The 17,603-nt window shown below is 51.4% G+C and carries 15 protein-coding genes; 8 read left to right on the forward strand and 7 right to left on the reverse strand.

The window, feature by feature from the left end:
• Position 1 precedes the first annotated feature (1 nt).
• The 6 genes from VHA_RS04540 to csrD form a co-directional block, all read right to left on the reverse strand.
• A complete protein-coding gene (locus VHA_RS04540; protein WP_005502253.1) occupies positions 2 to 832 on the reverse strand; it encodes an ExeA family protein in 831 nt (276 codons plus the stop codon).
• Positions 833 to 841: 9 nt separating this feature from the next.
• Positions 842 to 2,443 (reverse strand): pilus (MSHA type) biogenesis protein MshL, encoded by a 1,602-nt coding sequence (mshL, locus tag VHA_RS04545; RefSeq protein ID WP_005502254.1) that lies wholly within the window; start codon positions 2,441 to 2,443, stop codon positions 842 to 844.
• Positions 2,444 to 2,457: 14 nt separating this feature from the next.
• On the reverse strand, positions 2,458 to 2,784 hold the full coding sequence (locus VHA_RS04550) for an MSHA biogenesis protein MshK (protein WP_040528203.1): 327 nt from the start codon (positions 2,782 to 2,784) through the stop codon (positions 2,458 to 2,460).
• The gene (locus VHA_RS04555) at positions 2,768 to 3,424 is read right to left on the reverse strand and encodes a type II secretion system protein M (protein WP_005502256.1); all 657 of its coding nucleotides are present in this window, start codon (positions 3,422 to 3,424) and stop codon (positions 2,768 to 2,770) included. The genes VHA_RS04550 and VHA_RS04555 overlap by 17 nt, the downstream gene beginning before the upstream one ends.
• On the reverse strand, positions 3,421 to 4,875 hold the full coding sequence (locus tag VHA_RS04560) for a hypothetical protein (protein ID WP_005502257.1): 1,455 nt from the start codon (positions 4,873 to 4,875) through the stop codon (positions 3,421 to 3,423). Before VHA_RS04560 ends, VHA_RS04555 begins: the two co-directional genes overlap by 4 nt.
• Positions 4,876 to 5,021: 146 nt before the next feature.
• On the reverse strand, positions 5,022 to 6,977 hold the full coding sequence (gene csrD, locus VHA_RS04565) for an RNase E specificity factor CsrD (RefSeq protein ID WP_005502258.1): 1,956 nt from the start codon (positions 6,975 to 6,977) through the stop codon (positions 5,022 to 5,024).
• A gap of 175 nt (positions 6,978 to 7,152) precedes the next feature.
• On the opposite strand from csrD, the gene VHA_RS04570 reads away from it, so the two are divergent.
• Positions 7,153 to 8,031, forward strand: a complete 879-nt coding sequence (locus VHA_RS04570; protein WP_005502259.1) for a LysR family transcriptional regulator — start codon at positions 7,153 to 7,155, stop codon at positions 8,029 to 8,031.
• 78 nt (positions 8,032 to 8,109) lie between these two features.
• On the opposite strand, the gene VHA_RS04575 is transcribed toward VHA_RS04570, so the two are convergent.
• Entirely contained in the window at positions 8,110 to 8,625 is a 516-nt protein-coding gene (locus tag VHA_RS04575; protein ID WP_005502260.1) for a single-stranded DNA-binding protein, read from the reverse strand.
• A 358-nt stretch (positions 8,626 to 8,983) separates the two neighbouring features.
• Here VHA_RS04575 and VHA_RS04580 point away from each other — a divergent pair, with 358 nt between their 5' ends.
• The 7 genes from VHA_RS04580 (at position 8,984) to VHA_RS04610 (ending at position 17,560) form a co-directional block, all read left to right on the forward strand.
• Positions 8,984 to 9,658, forward strand: a complete 675-nt coding sequence (locus tag VHA_RS04580; protein ID WP_005502261.1) for a LuxR C-terminal-related transcriptional regulator — start codon at positions 8,984 to 8,986, stop codon at positions 9,656 to 9,658.
• Positions 9,659 to 9,954: 296 nt separating this feature from the next.
• Positions 9,955 to 10,572 carry a calcium-binding protein gene (locus VHA_RS04585; RefSeq protein WP_005502262.1) on the forward strand — a complete coding sequence of 206 codons (618 nt, stop codon included), beginning with the start codon at positions 9,955 to 9,957 and terminating at the stop codon, positions 10,570 to 10,572.
• 414 nt (positions 10,573 to 10,986) lie between these two features.
• Complete coding sequence (locus tag VHA_RS04590; RefSeq protein WP_005502263.1) at positions 10,987 to 12,696, forward strand: type I secretion system permease/ATPase; 1,710 nt, start codon at positions 10,987 to 10,989, stop codon at positions 12,694 to 12,696.
• Positions 12,693 to 13,985 carry an HlyD family type I secretion periplasmic adaptor subunit gene (locus VHA_RS04595; protein WP_005502264.1) on the forward strand — a complete coding sequence of 431 codons (1,293 nt, stop codon included), beginning with the start codon at positions 12,693 to 12,695 and terminating at the stop codon, positions 13,983 to 13,985. The genes VHA_RS04590 and VHA_RS04595 overlap by 4 nt, the downstream gene beginning before the upstream one ends.
• Before the next feature lie 436 nt (positions 13,986 to 14,421).
• Complete coding sequence (locus tag VHA_RS04600) at positions 14,422 to 15,819, forward strand: undecaprenyl-phosphate glucose phosphotransferase (RefSeq protein ID WP_005502265.1); 1,398 nt, start codon at positions 14,422 to 14,424, stop codon at positions 15,817 to 15,819.
• Between the two features lie 11 nt (positions 15,820 to 15,830).
• Positions 15,831 to 17,039 carry an outer membrane beta-barrel protein gene (locus VHA_RS04605; protein WP_005502266.1) on the forward strand — a complete coding sequence of 403 codons (1,209 nt, stop codon included), beginning with the start codon at positions 15,831 to 15,833 and terminating at the stop codon, positions 17,037 to 17,039.
• Positions 17,039 to 17,560 (forward strand): polysaccharide biosynthesis/export family protein, encoded by a 522-nt coding sequence (locus VHA_RS04610; protein WP_005502268.1) that lies wholly within the window; start codon positions 17,039 to 17,041, stop codon positions 17,558 to 17,560. The genes VHA_RS04605 and VHA_RS04610 overlap by 1 nt, the downstream gene beginning before the upstream one ends.
• Positions 17,561 to 17,603 lie beyond the last annotated feature (43 nt).

Consider the following 17,603-nt stretch of genomic DNA (forward strand, 5'->3'; position numbering starts at 1 on the left):
TTTATCCCAAAATGGCCTGCAAGGCGGAATGCTGACGGGCGAGAGGTGTATCTTTGATTGCGAGACAAACAGCATGCGCATTCACGCGGCGCTCACCCCAGCCAAAACTTAATAACAGCGATTTGTGGCAAAGCTGGTGGATAAGACGGGGGATCCCCTTACTTGCCACCCAAATACGGCGCTTTGCCCATGCCGAAAACAAGGGCTCTGCGCCTTGCTCTTTCACTCTATGGTCAATGTATGCCGCGGTTTCAGCAAAGCTCAGTGGCGCCAGTTCCGCACTGAACGTAATGCGCTGAAGCAGCTGGCGCATGTTGTGCTGGGCCAGCCGTTCATCAAGTTCTGGCTGGCCGAACATAATGAGTTGGATAAGCTTGCGCTGCTCGGTTTCCAGGTTACCCAGCAGACGGATGGCTTCCAGTACCGCATCCGGCATTGCTTGTGCCTCGTCACACAGGATCACAACCGGTTTATTTTTACGGGTTGCAAAAATGGCTGCCTGCTGGATTGCCCCTAACAATTTGTCTTCCGATACCCCGGCATCAATACCGAGCTCGTCAGCAATCAATCGATGTAACCCCGCTACGGTATTGGCCGGATTAGGTAAAAACACCAGAGTAACGTTGTCCTCCAAGGCATTCAGCACTAACCGGCACACCATGGTTTTTCCGGTACCGACTTCTCCCGTTACTTTGACCAGCCCTTCGCCCATCTCCATGGCAGTGAGGCAGGTATTAATCGCATCCACGTGCGAACGCACGCCAAAAAAGCAGCGTGTGTCCGGGGTCAAGCCGAACGGCGCAGCCGTAAAGCCAAAGTGAGCGAGATACATCGGACTGTCTTAGTTTTCAGGAAACCAGTCGTTGAGAAGCTGGCGCGAACGGTTAATCTCTTCCTGCCAGGTTTGTTCACCCACCACTGACGGTTGCAGCAAAATCACCAACTCGGTTTTCTGCTTCATACGGTTTACGTTGCGAAAGAGGTGACCTAGCCCGGGGATATCACCCAAAAGCGGAACCTTGGATACCACCTCTTCATAGCTCGATTTCATCAGCCCGCCAATCACCACCACATCGCCTGAACGTGCGTGAATGACAGAGTCCGATTCACGGATGGCGGTTTTTGCCAGCGGCAATACATACGGCTCTGACGACGTCCCTAGCTGGATGGTTTTCTCTTCGGTCACCACATCAACCACCGCGGGATGCACATGCAACAGCACGCCATTGTCATCATCAATTTGTGGTGTCACATCCAATAAAATCCCGGAAAAGAAAGGCGTCAGCTCAATGTTCGGACCGGAGTCCGAATTATCCCCCGAGGTGTCGCTGGAAGAGATATCTGTCACGAAGTACTCATCACCGCCAACTTTGATCACCGCTTTCTGGTTGTTGGCTGCCGTCACACGCGGGCTTGACAGCACGTTCACGTCACCCTGGGTATCAAGAAAGTTCATCACCGACGAAAAATTACCGTCCGTGATGGTGATATTGGTCTGTCCGCCTATCACGTTGGAGATCATGTCACCGGCAAGCTTGGTTTCAGGACGGCTGATATTGATGCCTCCGCTGCCAATGCTCGCACCTATGTTTGACCAGTTCACTCCCTGCTGATAACCATCACTCAACGTCACTTCCAGGACTTTGGCTTCCAGGATGACCTGGCGTTTGAGTCGTTTTTGTGACGCATCGAGGAAACGTTTCACTTCGCGCAGTTCATTGGGGTAAGCCTTGACTGTGATAAGGCCAGCCTGCGGAGAAATCACGATGCTACGCCCGTCGCCGGTACCAATCATGCCCGACACTGCACGTTCCAACTGTGCCCAGAACTGACTTTCGGTGAGGGTTTCAATCACGGTGCCCCCCGTGGGTACAGAGGTACGATCAGATTTTTCATCCTCACCACTGCCAGCACTGGCATCCGTCGAAATAGCCCCTGTACTGATAGACGTCAGCGAGACACCTGAACGTTGCAATTGCAGGTAATCAACCGGAAATGTCTCCGTGCGCAACACCGCAGGGAAAATCTGAATCAGACGTCCTTGTATTTCCACGTTATAGCCGTAGATGTCAGACACCACGTTCAGCGCTTCCAGCACGGTCACGTCTTTCAACGAGACCGTGATGTTGCCGCTCACGTCCGGATGCATCACCAGATTAAAATCGGAGCCCTGCACCAGTGAGCCAAAGAAAACTTTGGCGTCGACATTGTTGGCATTGATACGCAGGCGTTTCTCGGAGTGCGCGCCGCTGCCGGCTGGCTCAGTCACATCCCCCATCAGATCCTGGGTAACCGCCTCCGGCAACTCGGCCAGGGGCTGGGATGCACTTTGTGCATAAGCCTCATTCAGGGTTTTCTGCACTTCATCCGGTTTTTGATGACCCAGGCTTTGACACGCCGACAACAGTATTGCGGCGGTGAAGGCCAGTAAAAGGTGACTCAAGAAAAGTGATCTTTTCACTGTACTACCTGCTCATTAAATACGGTCAATGCCCAACGCTTGCCATTACGGGTCAGCGTTACGCGTTCTCCATTAATCTGGGCAACGGTATAGCCATTAATACGTTGTCCTTGAGTTGTACGTTTACCATTAAACACGGCAGAGCAATGGCCATCTGCCGAGCACAAAACAGCATCCAGTTCCGGTAACCGGTATACCTTTTTTGGGGTAGGCTGACGGGAAGGCGTAACGCCCAGCGGCGCAGTCGGATCGCTGTTTGCTAAAGCGGTTAGCGGTAGCAAAAGTACAAACATTGTCAGTACACTATTATTGCGTAACGTCATCGATGCCCCCGATAAACTCCGGGCTCTCACCCAGTGTGTAAACCCCAATGGTCACTTCCGCGATCGGATACTCCGTCACCCGGTAGTCCACATTGCGCCAGTAATATTTCACCGGCAACGCTTCCAGCGCACTGAGGTAATCAACGATATCGAAATAACGCCCTTGCAGCGTGATTTCGACCGGATGCATGTAGTAACCCACGTCATCAGTATCGATCAATTTCTGAGGCAACAGCGAACGCATAGACATCAGGGTCAGGCGATCGGATTGTCGGAGTACGCTTTCCATCAATGCCGACATTTGCGCGGCACTCACCAAACCATCCACTTTGCGCGCGATTTCACTGTCAAGTGAAGACAGGGTCTGGTTGAGCCTCTCAAGCTCCGCTTCCAGTTCGGTATTTGGCGAAGATTGCAGCTTTTCCTGTTTCAGTCGATTCAGGGCCTGCAAATCCTGGGTCGTGTGTTCAGATTGCATGATCTGGGCATCCAGCTGTGCCAGCGCGTTGCCCTGAGGTTCGATAAACACCGCCACACCAAGGCCAAGAATCGCAATCCAACCTGCGATCGCGATCATCCATTGCTCACGGGAACTAAGCGCCTCAAAAGCACCTTTGACACGGAATAACAACGGACTCATTGTTCACTTTCTCCCTTGCCACGTCTGGAGACCAGATTGAAGCTCAGGCGATTGTCCTCATCGCGGTCCAATATCATCTGCTCAAACATGCGGCTTGCCAGCGGCGACTGGGTACGGAATGAGGTCAACCAGGCAGGAACAGACGCGGGTGTTGATGCAGTGCCTTTCAGGTCAAGTGCATCCTGGCTGACGGAAATAGCATTCAGAGAAATATCCCGGCGTGACAGTGAAGCCAGCGCCCTGAAGGTATCAGCATGGCCTTGTTGCAAAGCTGCGTCGTGTCGTTTCACCGCATCAAGCGCCCGGCGTTTGGCATTGATCACCGCTTTTTTGTCTGTGATGCCATTCACCAGGCTTAAAGACGGCACATGGCGGGCAAGTTGTTCATTGAGCTCATCAGACAGGCTTTGCGCAGTCTGGCGTTCTCGGTCTGCCTGCGAAAAGTGTTGTTTTGCCCGCCCCAGCGCAAACTGTTGGTAAGCGGTCACTGACACGATCAACAATGCGGTTAACCCCCACACCAGTAACATTTTTTCGAAAGTCAGAAGCGGGGCTTTGGGCGAAAGATCATCGCTGAACAGGTTCACATCCGGTGAGTAACCAGGGTCCAGCGCCGCAATCGCCATGTGCTGATAATATTCACCCGCATTGAAAAGCTGTTGTGGACGTACTGCCACAGACAGGCGGGACGACAATTGAAACGCCAACTCTGTGTCATCCACACCCTGCACGCTCACCACCAGACCGGTAACCTGATCACCCTTTAGCTGCGAGCGCATATAATCGAGTGAACGCTGAACTTCCAACGCCAAATCATCGATCACCAGAGGTTGCATACTTTGGCTATCCAGTGTCACCCCACGGATTTGGCGCTGAAAACAAAGGCTTCCCCGATGAAAAGCGACCAACTGTAATACCCCCTGCCCATCCCGGGTCAGGACCATTTCGGTCTTATCCAGTTCGGTCCATTGGCGTAGCGTGACATCTTCAAGGGAGACGTGAGTGAGCTGACACTGACGCTTTTCCAGCGTATTGCTGAATTGGATAAGTGGCTGTTTGTAACAAAAAAACGCCAGGAAACGATTGGCAACCGGCGAACAGAAACCATCTGCGACAATGTCAGACGGCGAGTCAGAAATGAAATCCTTCAACTTGAATGGCAATGCCAATCGCTTGTCTTCATCCAGTAAGCCCGGATCATCAATCAGCAGGGATTGATAAAGGCCATGCCCGAGTACCAGCTGGACATCAGTTTTATTGACCCCATGCAGGGAAATCAGCTGTGTGGCCACCTTCCAGGGATCAGAGTGTGTAACCGGTTTTGTGTCTGACTGAGGCTTACCATGGCTGTCATGATAGGCAATCACTACCTGTTCAGCTGATACAACCAAGCTGACAACATCGCGCTGCCTTTCTAATGAGAAGCGTGTAAAGAGGGTGGAAACTGCCATCGGTGAGCGCCCAAATAAAACCCAGCAATATCAAAAAGATGACTGAAGTACACCATATTTTATCAGGTTTTCTGACAAATAATAAGTTTACATATCGCAGTTTTATGGCCGTGAAAGCGCGCTTTATCAACAAGATTCGAGCGGTGTCATGGTTTACGCCAGCGCTGGCGTTTCCGACTGGCAGGACTGGACGATAGCTCTGCCCCAAACAGACGGCCTTGTCCCCCCATCACCCCAAGTTGTACCAGCGTGTTCCATTCATGCTGCGATTCAACACCCACAGCCAGGACTTGGGTAGACGTTGGTTCACAGGCACCCAGCATACTGCGCACGTAAAGCTGGTTTTCAGGGCGCTGGTGAATGTCACGGATCAAGCTTCGGTGCAGCTTGATATATTTCGGTTGAATGTCTTTGACGTAGTGAGTACTGACCACCGAACGGCCAGCCTGGTCGACCACCACCGCACAACCGAATGCCCGTACCATACGTAGTGTTGGCCTCGCCGCGTCGAAGTGTTTCACCAGCGGCGCTTCCGAGACTTCAATCTGTAGGCGGTTGAGCACGCTGCGCGGCGTCTGTAACAAGGCGTCACGCAACCAGATCTGGAATGCCTGCTGGCCCAGCGATTGGGCACAGACATTGATCGACAACACTTCACGTCCATCACCGGTACTCAGCAAGCGCAAGGCCTTACTCACCACACTTCGGTCCAGTTTACTGTTCATACCGACCAGTTCGACGCCATTGAGAAACCGTGATGCCTTGATGATCAGCCCATTTTCGTCTTTTATCCGTGCCAAAAGCTCAATGTGCAGATCATGCCCATCCACATCTTTCATCACCTGGCGGTATAAATCCGGCCCTCCCTGTTCAAATACCCGGGTCAGCAGGGTTCGCCAACGCACACTGCCGCGGCCAGCCTCATCAGATACAGTCTCTTTCTTGAAGGCATACCAACCATTACTGCCTTGTAATACAGCACTGCGCTTGGCCATGTCGACTTCTTCCATCAAACGCCCCCGACGCTCGCCGGTAGTAAAGAAGGTCATCCCCATGTGTGCCCAGTTTTCCCCATCCAAGGCCCGCGGTGGCGTAAGTCTCGCCAGTGCTTTCATCAGTTGATTGGCAAATAATCGGGCGTCCTTGGCAGATTGGTGGCTCAACAGAATCGCAAACTCCGTATCGTAATACCGGGCCAGCACCGCATCAGGAAAACGCAGAATCGCATTGGATAACACATTCCCCACCTCTTTTACCCATTCATTTGCCCCTTCTTTCCCAAGCTCATGATTCAAGGTATCCCAGTCACCAATTTGCAGCATCAACACTGCGCCCTGTGCGCCTTTGTCTTGAAGCAGGGTTTGCAGGCGGTTGTCGAACATCACGCGATTTGCCGCTCCCGTGATTTTATCGAGGAAGGTGTTTGAGCGGATGAAAGTATCAAAGCGGCTACGCTCCTGGCGGGCATCACGCAGCTCAGCGATCATTTGGTCAAGGGCCAAACTGGCGGTGCCTGGCCATTCACGCTCATCCCCGGTGTGCACGTCTTCCGCACGGCCAGCCAGAATTAACCGACCCCGATGTTCGAGCAATTCCGCACCGATAAGCTGGGTACGGAGCCATTTGATGCCCCAATAGAGCGCCAATACAATCACTAACACTGCCAGTGACAATGACGACATCGCACCAATGGAATAAGCAAAATCGGCATACGGCGGCACCGATTTGATAGTGATATAAAAACCGGGATTATTCGGCAGATCGAAGTGGTTTTCTATCAATTCCAGCGGTTTTGCTGTGGTGTAGATTTGTTCATAGCGATATAGCAGGCCGGTTTTACTGCTAATTTCCAACTCGACAATGTCGCTGGCTTTCAACAGCTGCGGCAGCCAAAGGCTGATATTGTCGTTTGATACCGGATTGGCAATCGCAGTATCGATTTCCGTCACCACTTCGCCCAGATAATGCGAGAGAAAGTCTGTCCCCAACTTGCGGAAACTGATCGCACCACCAATGAAAAGCACGAACATGGCACAGACAACGATAAGCGTTACAAAAGCAACTAACCGGTTGGTTAGTTTCATTCCAGCGACTTTTCTCATGGACTATCCAAACAAAAGCATGTACGGATCACTGACCAGAAAGACTGGCGCAACCCCCGACGCAAAATATTGATCCACTTTATTAAGCGGTCTATTGGGTTATTATCGTCCCTCTACAGGGGAAAGTGAACGCAAAGTCGATACGCAATTGATAAACATCAGAATGGGCCAATAAATGGACTGGATTACCTGCGCGAAAAGTTATGTCACCGTGGTGGAAATGGGGTCACTTGCCCAAGCGGCCACCAAACTCAACACCTCAAGCTCGGCGCTGTCTAAACGCCTGGCCTGGCTGGAAAACCAGCTTGGCGTACAACTTTTAAAGCGCACCACCCGCACCTTGACGATGACCGATGCCGGCCGTCTATTTTACCAGCGGGGAAAATTATTGCTGGACGACTGGACACAATTGGTGTCTGAAACCACCTCTACCTATGGTGAAGTGAGCGGGGTGTTACGGGTGGGGGCACCGCTCGCTACAGGAAGCCGCCTGCTGGTGAACAATATCGGTGAATTCCTGTCAACCTATCCCAATATACAGGTTGAACTGCACACGCTGGCACCGGGACAATTACCCGATCCCAACCTTGATGTGGTGATCACCCGCGAACTGGCGGATTTCAACTCAGCCAGTTTCATTGCCACTAAGCTGTTCGAATTCCAACCCCGTTTTTTTGCGTCCCCGGCCTATTTGGCTCAGCATCCTCCCATTGTTGAACCAGAACAGCTTTTACACCACAACTGCCTACTCTACGGTTCGTCCAGTCACCCACAGGAGCACGAGTTTGAACTCGGCCGCAAACTGCGCCTGAGCGGAAACTTTGTTTCGCCAAACCCCGAAGCACTGGTGAATGCAGCCGTGGCCGGACTTGGGATCATTTTGGTTGGGGATGTCACCGTCAGGAAAGAACTGGATCAGGGGTTGCTGGTCCCCGTGTTGCCCGACCTGCGCCAACCGAAAAGCGCAGCGTATGCCTATTACCCTAAACTGGAGTACAACCACACTAAAACCCGCCTGTTTATTGATTTTCTGAAACAGAAAGTGGGTCACTGACCTGCCATCAGGTAACGTTTTCTCATGTCAGAAAAAACAAACCCCGCAGAGAGCGGGGTTGCAGGAGTTCGATAGCGCCTAGAACGGAATGTCGTCGTCAAAATCAGGCAGATCGTTGTACTGCTGCTGAGGTGGCTGCTGCTGAGGTGCAGATTGCTGTTGTTGCGGCTGGTAAGAAGGCTGCTGTGGTTGACCCCAACCGCCCTGCTGTTGCGGCTGCATCGGTGCGCCTTGGCCCATGCTGCCACCCGCGCCACGGCTGTCTAACATTTGCATCTCGTTGGCAATGATTTCTGTCGTATAACGATCCTGACCGTCCTGTCCCTGCCATTTGCGGGTTTGCAGACGACCTTCCAGATACACTTTTGAACCTTTCTTCAGGTACTCACCTGCAATTTCAGCCAGACGACGGTACATCACCACACGGTGCCACTCGGTCATTTCCTTGTTTTCACCGGTGTTCTTATCGCGCCACGTTTCTGAGGTCGCAACGGTCAGATTGGCAACCGCACCGCCATTTGGCAGATAGCGAACTTCAGGATCGGTCCCCAAGTTGCCAATCAAGATAACTTTGTTTACTCCACGGCTGGCCATATTTTGCTCCCAAACCTTTCTTCATTCATCACGTGGGTGACAGGTAAGCAGCGATGATAACAGATGAGAAAAATTTCGTCACAGCCTTTAGCGCTGACATTGTGACTGACATGCAACCAGTTGGAACGGGCAATGTAAGAGTGAAATCTGTTAATGAGAAATCAGCGACCGAAAATAAATTGTATTAGACTAACAATGAGTTTGGGCACGCTTTACACAGCAGGGTTCAGGTGTCAGTTGTAAAAATGATACGAACCGTCATGTGATTGGGCTTTAGAATGCTGCGAATGCGTTTTCATGGTTTCGCTGTTGGACAGCAAACGTGGCAGACAAAATTAAAGGGCATTTAGGGATACACATGCAAAACATTGAGAGCACCTCAGATAAATACACGATCCTTCTTGTTTCAGAACCCAGCATGACCATCACTGCATTGATCTCTTGTCTGGAGAAAGAAATCAGAAGTGCCGTCTCTTTGGTCGAGAAGCAACAGATCAGTGAAAAGCTCTCTACCTCTTCCGGTCTCGTGTTGATCGATCTCAGTGCGTTTGAAGGTGATACTGTAGGTTTTGTGAAGCAAAGCCTGGCGCCTTTTAGCGAACAACACGTTTTTGCCCTGTTTAATGCCCATGACCTTTCTGCGAAAGAGCTGGCAAGCTGGCCTTTTATCAAAGGGGTCTTCAAAAAAGAAGACGATCTTGAGCATCTGTGCCATGGCATCGAGAAAATGCTGTCGGGTGAGTATTGGCTGCCACGCCAGAAGCTTGCTGAACTTATCCATTATTACCAGCAAAACAACAACAATATCGACTATTCCGAAATTTGCCTGACCAACCGCGAGCAACAAATCTTGCGCAAATTAGTCACGGGGGCATCGAACAGCGAAATCGCTGACAGCCTGTTTGTCTCTGAGCACACTGTCAAATCGCACCTCTACAACATCTTCAAAAAGATCAATGTAAAAAACCGTGTTCAGGCCGTTTTCTGGGCCAAAAACAACCTCTCTGTGATCGGGTTAGACTACCAAGTCTGACCCGGACTTTCCCTCTCCCTGTTATGACTCTGTCAATATGACTCTTATTTGAGATGCATCGCGGGAAACCTGACAGTGCATTTGCCTTCCCCGGTGTTTCACATTTCTAAGACAACATTCCTCTGACCTTTTGATGCACTGTATTTAAAGCGACACGGGGACTGGCGTTAAAAATAACAGACACGCAAGCCCCGCCGTTTGTTCGCACCGATGCGACGACATATCTATTCACCCGTCGACGTACGCATCCCATATCTTTGGCAAAGGTAGTTTCAATCAAAAGAGGGTTAGCAATTATGAGCATTATTTTTGGAACACACGATCCCGACCTGCTGTTTGGCACCAACGACGACGATATTCTCTTTGGTTTCTACGAAGATGATGTAGTAATTGGCTTTGGCGGTAATGATATTGTTTTTGGTGGTCGCGGTGATGACTGGATTACCGGTGGTGCCGGCGATGATTTAGTCAGGGGCGGTGAAGGTAATGATTACGTTGCCGGTGGGAGCGGAAACGATATTCTGCTGGCGGGGCCAGGGAATGACATTCTCAATGGCGGTATCGGTAATGACCTGCTGTATGCCCGTGAAGGAACAAATATCCTGTTTGGCGGCAAAGGCGATGACGCACTGGTCAGTGGAACCGGTAACGACTTCCTGTTTGGCGGTGAAGGCGAAGACGTTTTCATGTTCGATCAGATCCTTGGCAATGGTACGGGAGATGACCGTGTCGTGGATTTCGAAATCGGTACTGACCTGATTTGGATCCGTGCAACCGGTGATATAGACTTTGACTCCCTGAGCCTGACTCAGGTAGGAAACAATACCCTGATCAGCCTTGCTGATGGCTCTTCGGTCATTCTAAACAATGTGACGGCCAGCGATCTGTCTGACAGTGATTTCCACATTGTTTAATGCCCTTTCTCGTCCTTTTTTGGCGGCAGCATCAGCCTGCTGCCTTATCTTCCTCTGTTTTCTCAGTATCGGCGATGGTCTCCGCCTAACGAATAATCAGCATTTGTCATAAAGTTCAGACAGTAACCTCCTCAGCTAACTCACTATTGAGACATTTTTCTCCGTCAATTTGCTGCAAAGTTATCTTCAGCTGACTGTCAATAACGGAGGCAAATGATACCGCTTAGTGTGATGACCATTACGGACCTGTTAACAGGCGGTTTCATCCTCGTTTTACTCAACCGGGCTATACTCAGGGCAACCAGTATATTTCTATGCTGGTTGCTTTTTTTGGGGTCATCCAGCGCTGTTTGGCCCGATGTCTTCGCTACATGGTATTCATACGTGTAGCGATGGAACGTTGTCGGATATAACATGTCTTTCACTACAGAAAAACAATTAGAAACCACATTAGGACAATGTAAGAAGGCGTTGATCTTTGTGATTGCATTCAGCTTTGTGATCAATTTGCTGGTGCTGTGTTTGCCTATCTACATGCTTCAGATCTATGACCGGGTGATCAGTGCCCGATCTGTTGACACCCTGTTACTCCTGTCAGTGATCACTGTTTTTGCCCTGTTCATCATGGCAGTACTGGAAAACGTGCGTACCCGGATCATGGTACGCATCGGCGCCTGGTTCGATGAAAGCCTCTCTCCGGAAGTCTTGAGCGGCAGCATTGCCCTGCAATTACGCCAGGGGTTATCGGCCTCAGTACAAGGCCTTAGGGACATTACAGCCATTCGTGCCTTTATTGGTGGCAACGCGATTATTCCGGTTCTGGATGCACCATGGACGCCGGTCTTCCTCGGGTTTGTGTTCCTGCTCCACCCCATGCTTGGCATTATTGCCACCGTGGGTGCCCTGATCCTGTTTTCTATCGCTATCCTGAACGACATCACCACCCGTGCAGCACATAAAAAAGCCAATGAATCCTCTATTCTGGCAATGCAGCAAGCCGAATCCGCCGCCCGCAACGCCGATGCCATTGAAGCAATGGGCATTATGCCAAACTTCATTAAACACTGGACGTCACTCAATAATGACAGCATTCAGGGGCAAGTGGCTGCCAATTCAAAAGGGGCCCTGTTGACCGCCAGTTCCAAGTTCATCCGTATGCTGTTACAAATCTCCATGCTGGGGGTCGGTGCATACCTGGTCATTCAAAACGAAATGACAGCCGGTGCCATGATTGCAGGCTCTATTCTGATGGCCCGGGCATTGGCACCGGTTGAACAGTCTATCAGCGCATGGGGTACCGCCATTTCTGCACGCCAGAGCTACCGGCGTCTAAAAGAACAAATTCCTGCTTTCCCAGAGCGGGCTAAATCCATGCCACTGCCCAAGCCGAAAGGACACGTTTCCGTTGAGAAAGTCACCTACTTTCATCCGGGCGGCGCAGAGCCGGTACTTCATGGCATTCACTTCAAACTGGAGCCGGGTGAAGCGCTGGGTATTATCGGTCCATCCGGCACAGGAAAATCTACCCTTGCCCGTTTGATCCTCGGTAACCTGACTCCCACCGCCGGTACGGTCCGGCTGGATAATATGGATGTTGCCAAATGGGATCCGGACGATCTTGGTCCACATTGCGGCTACCTGCCGCAGGATGTCGAACTGTTCCCGGGTACCATTCGCCAGAATATTGCCCGTATGTCAGACGGGGAGCCGGACAAAGTGATCCATGCCGCCAAATTAGCAGGCTGCCACGAGCTTATCCTTCGTCAGCCCCAAGGCTATGACACGGTCGTTGGAGAGCGCGGCCTTGGCCTATCCGGTGGCGAACGCCAGCGTATCGCGCTGGCCCGGGCACTGTATGGCGATCCCAGCCTGATCGTGCTTGATGAAGCCAATGCCAACCTCGACGGCGTAGGTGAAGCAGCACTGCAACGCGCCATTGTTTACCTCAAATCCCGCAAAGCCACCATTATTTTGGTTGGCCACAGACCCAGTATGATGCAGTCGATGGACAAACTTCTGGTGTTACAGGATGCGCAAATCCGTGCATTCGGAGGGCGGGATGAGGTATTGAAACCGCTCCTTGAACAAAGCGCCGCCATTGCGCAGAAAGGAGGCCAGAAATGAACGAGATCCCTGCAATCCGACGACTGGTCATTATCGGTTTTGGCGCCATCGCCTTGTTCCTTGGCACCTTCGGTGTTTGGTCGGTATTCAGTCCCCTGGAAGGGGCTTCTATCGCCCCAGGTGTTGTCACGGTCGACAGCCAGCGCAAAACCGTCCAACACCTTGAAGGCGGTATCATTGACAAAATCCTGGTGGCTGAAGGGGTGGATGTCGCCAAAGGTGACCCGCTTATCTACCTTGATAAGACACAGGCCAGTACCCAACTGGAACAGCTGACCACCCGACAGCGCAATGCCCTGGCCCGCGAGGCCCGCCTTATCACAGAGCGCGACAACAAACCGGACATCACCTTCCCGGATGCCCTGCTGATGGAAAAAGACAACCCACGTGTAGAAGAACTGTTGGTAAACCAACAACGCATCTTTGAGGCCCGTCGTGACTTCTTTGACTCCCAGACCGAGATCATCGACAAACAACTGGCACAAAACACCGCTGAGTTGGATGGGCAGAAAAAGCGCCTGGAGATAGAAAAACGGCGCCTGTCAATCATTGGTGAAGAGATCGCCGGTAACCGTCAGCTCGCAGAAAAAGGGTATGTCAGCAAAACCCAAGTGTTACGTCTTGAGCGTGAAGAAGCTCAAATTCTGAGCACCATCAGTCAGCTTCAGTCCAATGCCAGCCGCCTGCAGCAGAACGTTGCAGAAAATCTGGCACAACTCAAAGAACAGGAACTGGAGCGTGTCAGGGAGATCGTGGAAGGATTGCGCGAAAGCCGTCAGGAACGCTATGAACTGGATGATCAAATCGCCGCGGCTAAAGACATTCTGGACCGTACCACCATCAAAGCCCCCCTTTCCGGCACCGTACTTAATCTTCAGGTTTTCTCTGAAGAAGGGGTGATCACACCGGGCCAGCCCCTGCTTGACATCGTACCCAGTGATGAAAGCCTGGTGATCGAGGCCAAAGTGGATCCGTCCGATATCGATCAGGTCCGCGCGGGCATGAAAGCACAGATCCGCCTGACTGCTCTCAGTATGCGCAGCGTTAGGCCCCTCGAAGGTGAGCTGATGACAGTCTCGGCCGATCGCCTGGTTGACGAACAGTCTGGCCTCGCTTATTACCTGGCGCGCGTCAAACTCATTGATAACATCAACGATATTTTAGGGGGTATTGAGCTGTATCCGGGGATGCAGGCAGAAGTGATGTTACTCACCGAACCACGCACGCCTATCGAGTATTTACTGAAACCGCTGACAGAAAGCCTGAACCGGGCATTTCGTGAACAGTGATCGCCATCAAGCATGCTTCATACCTTCTTCGTACTCAGGCATGAGAGTGGATGAATTACGACCATTTTTGCATGAGAAATAGGATGGAAATGCCTTGGTTAAAATCTCACTTTAGACACACCACACTGCAATTTTTGTGATGGAAATCACTCATTGTCGGTATTTTTTAACGCCCATGAACCGTTGTCAAAACACCATCATGATGATGTAGCCCCAGTGTCACACACCAAAATCGAACTAAGTTCATCTTCTCTCATTGGTCACATGCTGGTTAACTTACATGTCGGAAATTTAGATATACGAAACTAGTTGAAAGTCAAATCTGTGCAGGAAAGCTTGGGATGTGTGATTCATTTTTCAACTAGAATGAGTGACATGAATCCAGGGACTTTCAGCCCGGTTCACAAAAAATGAGCCCAAATCATGGATAGACATCATGGATAGTAGAAAAATACGCACACATGGAACGGAGTTTGCCATCCTATATCGACTGTGTGATTTGGCTGTTATCAGCGGATCCCTGGCAATCGTCAGCCATTTCTACCTTGGTGAGATCAGTAATACCTGGCTACACCTGGCGACGTTAGCCTCCATTTTCTACCTTTTGTTTGCCGAAAGCTCACACCTGTACCGTTCCTGGCGCATCAGTAACTTCCAGGGACAAATGGTTGCAACCCTGATGCCCTGGGTAGGGGCATTTTTACTGCTTGTCACCTACTTTTTCTTCAGTAAAAGCGGCATTCAATTCTCCCGCATTGTGATGACCTTATGGTTCATCGGTGCAGCCGTTGGCCTGGCACTCTGGCGATTCCTGGCAAGGGCTGCGCTCAGCCGCCTGCGTAACCATGGCTTTAATACCCGCCGCGCCGCCATTATAGGAACGACAGCCAACGGCATTGAACTTGCTCAGGAGTTTCAGCGTAACCATACATTGGGCATCACTCTGCTGGGCTTTTATGAAGACCGCAGCAGCGATCGTATTGAAGGTAGCCTGCCCGCCCCCATGCTGGGCAATGTTAATGATGCACTGGAGCTCGCCAAGCAGGGGGATTTGCAGCACATCTATATTGCCATGCCTATGCATGCTAAAGACCGCATTGCCCGTTACCTCAACCAGTTTGCTGACACCACCGCCACAACCTATCTGGTACCGGACTTTTTTACTTATAACTTACTCCATAGCCGTTGGCAGACGATCGGCCATGTTCACACCCTGAGTGTCCATGACACGCCATTCAGTGGTATCGCTGCATGGGCCAAACGGCTGGAAGACATCGTGCTGTCGCTGGTGATCCTGGTACTTATTTCTCCCATCCTGATCGCCGTTGCCATTGGGGTCAAACTCTCTTCACCGGGTCCAGTGATCTTCAAACAATACCGCTACGGGCTGGATGGCAGCAAAATCAAAGTATGGAAGTTCCGCTCGATGTCAGTCATGGATAACGGCGACGTCGTCAAGCAGGCGACCAAGAACGACCCCCGTATAACGCCTTTCGGTGCGTTTATCCGCCGCACATCACTGGATGAATTGCCGCAGTTTTTCAACGTGCTGCAAGGTGCTATGTCTATCGTTGGACCGCGTCCACATGCAGTAGCACACAACGAACAGTACCGCGCCATCGTAGATCGCTACATGCTGCGCCATAAAGTGAAGCCAGGCATCACCGGTTGGGCGCAGGTCAATGGCTACCGGGGCGAAACCGACACCCTGGACAAAATGGAAAAACGGATCCAGTTCGATTTGGAATATATCCAGAATTGGTCGCTGTGGATGGACATCAAAATTGTTTTTGCCACCGTGTTCAAGGGCTTTGTCGGTAAAACGGCTTACTAAAGGAGAAAGATGTGAAACGTTGTCAGTTGTGGTTCTCTGTCCTGGGTTTCATGCCTTTTACAGCCGTTGCCGTAGAACCGATACCCTACCAAACGGAAAACGGTATCGACATCACCCCGACACTGGGCATCACCGCGGGACACGATGACAATGTACGCCGGACAGAAAATGCCCCTGTCGACTCCCCCATGTATGTTGTCTCTCCCAAAGTAATGGCCCAACTTGAGACGCGCCGTTCTGCCTATCAGTTTGACTATGGCTTTGATGCGGTGAGCTTCACCGACAGCCATGAGGATAACTACATCAACCATCAACTGCACAGCAATGGATTCTGGCTGTTTGATATCCGTCACCGCCTGCATGTTGACTATACCTACCGAATAGCCAATGAAGCGCGTGGGACCGGCTTGACGGAAGGCTCAAGCCTGTCGGTCGCTGAGCCGCTTCGCTATCAGTTCCACGATGCCTACGCCCGTTATGTCTATGGCGCTAACGGCGCACCCGGGCGTCTGGTGGGCATTGTTGGTTATGAAAAGAAAACATACAACGACAAAATGTTCGTGCGCACCAACGGTGCAACCGTGGATACCCGTTTTTTCAACTGGGATCAGCCTTACCTCGCTGGCGAGTTTTACTATGCCGTGTCAAGTTACTTCAGCGCAGTCACCGTCCTGCGCCATGAACTGCGCAGTTACGACGAAACCTTTACCGGCCCGGGGGGAACCCGGGACAACCAAAATTCTTTTCTTTACGGCGGTCTCGATTGGAATGTCACCGGAAAAACCCAGGGGCGATTGTTGCTGGGCTTTCAAAACAAAGACTTTGACAGCACCGGACGTGACAATTTTCAGGGCTTCAGCTGGCGGCTGAACCTTGCCTGGCAGCCAACGGATTACAGCGAGCTCCGTCTTGAAGGGCGCGATGTTGCCCGTGACCCTAACCTCAACGCTGACTATGTTGAGGATCAGTCTGTCCAAATGGAATGGGAGCATAAATGGACCCCCTTGGTGAAGACCGTGGCTTCAGCACGTTACGGCACCAATGATTACCCGGGGCTTCGCAAAGATGAGGATTCACAGTTTGGTCTGAGTGCCACTTACGGTATGGCGAGGTGGTGGGACATTTCTGCCGGCGTGAACTGGCTTGAGCGCGATTCGACGTTAACAGGTTACAGCTATGACCAGACCCGATTCTTTATTGGCACAGAGGTGAGTTTGTGATGAGGCAACGTTGTATTTTACTTTTCGCACTGCTGATGCTTTCCATCATGCCGGTTCATGCTACCGAACAGTATGTGTTGGGCGATGGTGACCGTATCGCTATCAAGGTGTATGGCGAGGAAGATCTTTCCATGGACATCCTCCTCAGCACCCGGGGCCGCTTTGACTACCCCTACCTGGGTCGCCTTGAAGCCGCAGGGAAAAGTGTCGGGCAATTGCAGCGCATCATCGAAAGCGGCTTGCGCGGTGACTACCTGGTTGATCCGAAAGTGACGGTCAACGTGATTCAATTCCGTAAGTTTTATGTCAATGGTGAAGTGCACCACCCCGGTGGCTACGACTACCAGCCGGGCCTGACAATCGGTAAGGCCATTGCCATTGCCGGCGGTTTTACCGACCGCGCTTCACGAAACAAAATTCAACAGACAGAAGCTCAAAACGGAAACACAGAAAAGAATGTTGGCCTGTCAAAAGCGGTTGGCCCTGGCGACATCATCGTGGTTGAACAGAGCTTCTTTTAAAGAAGCCAGCCTGACTAACCCGCTATTTTTTGCGCACGGAAGA

Origin of the sequence: Grimontia hollisae CIP 101886 (assembly GCF_000176515.1) — a bacterium.
In the GTDB taxonomy this organism is placed as follows: domain Bacteria; phylum Pseudomonadota; class Gammaproteobacteria; order Enterobacterales; family Vibrionaceae; genus Enterovibrio; species Enterovibrio hollisae.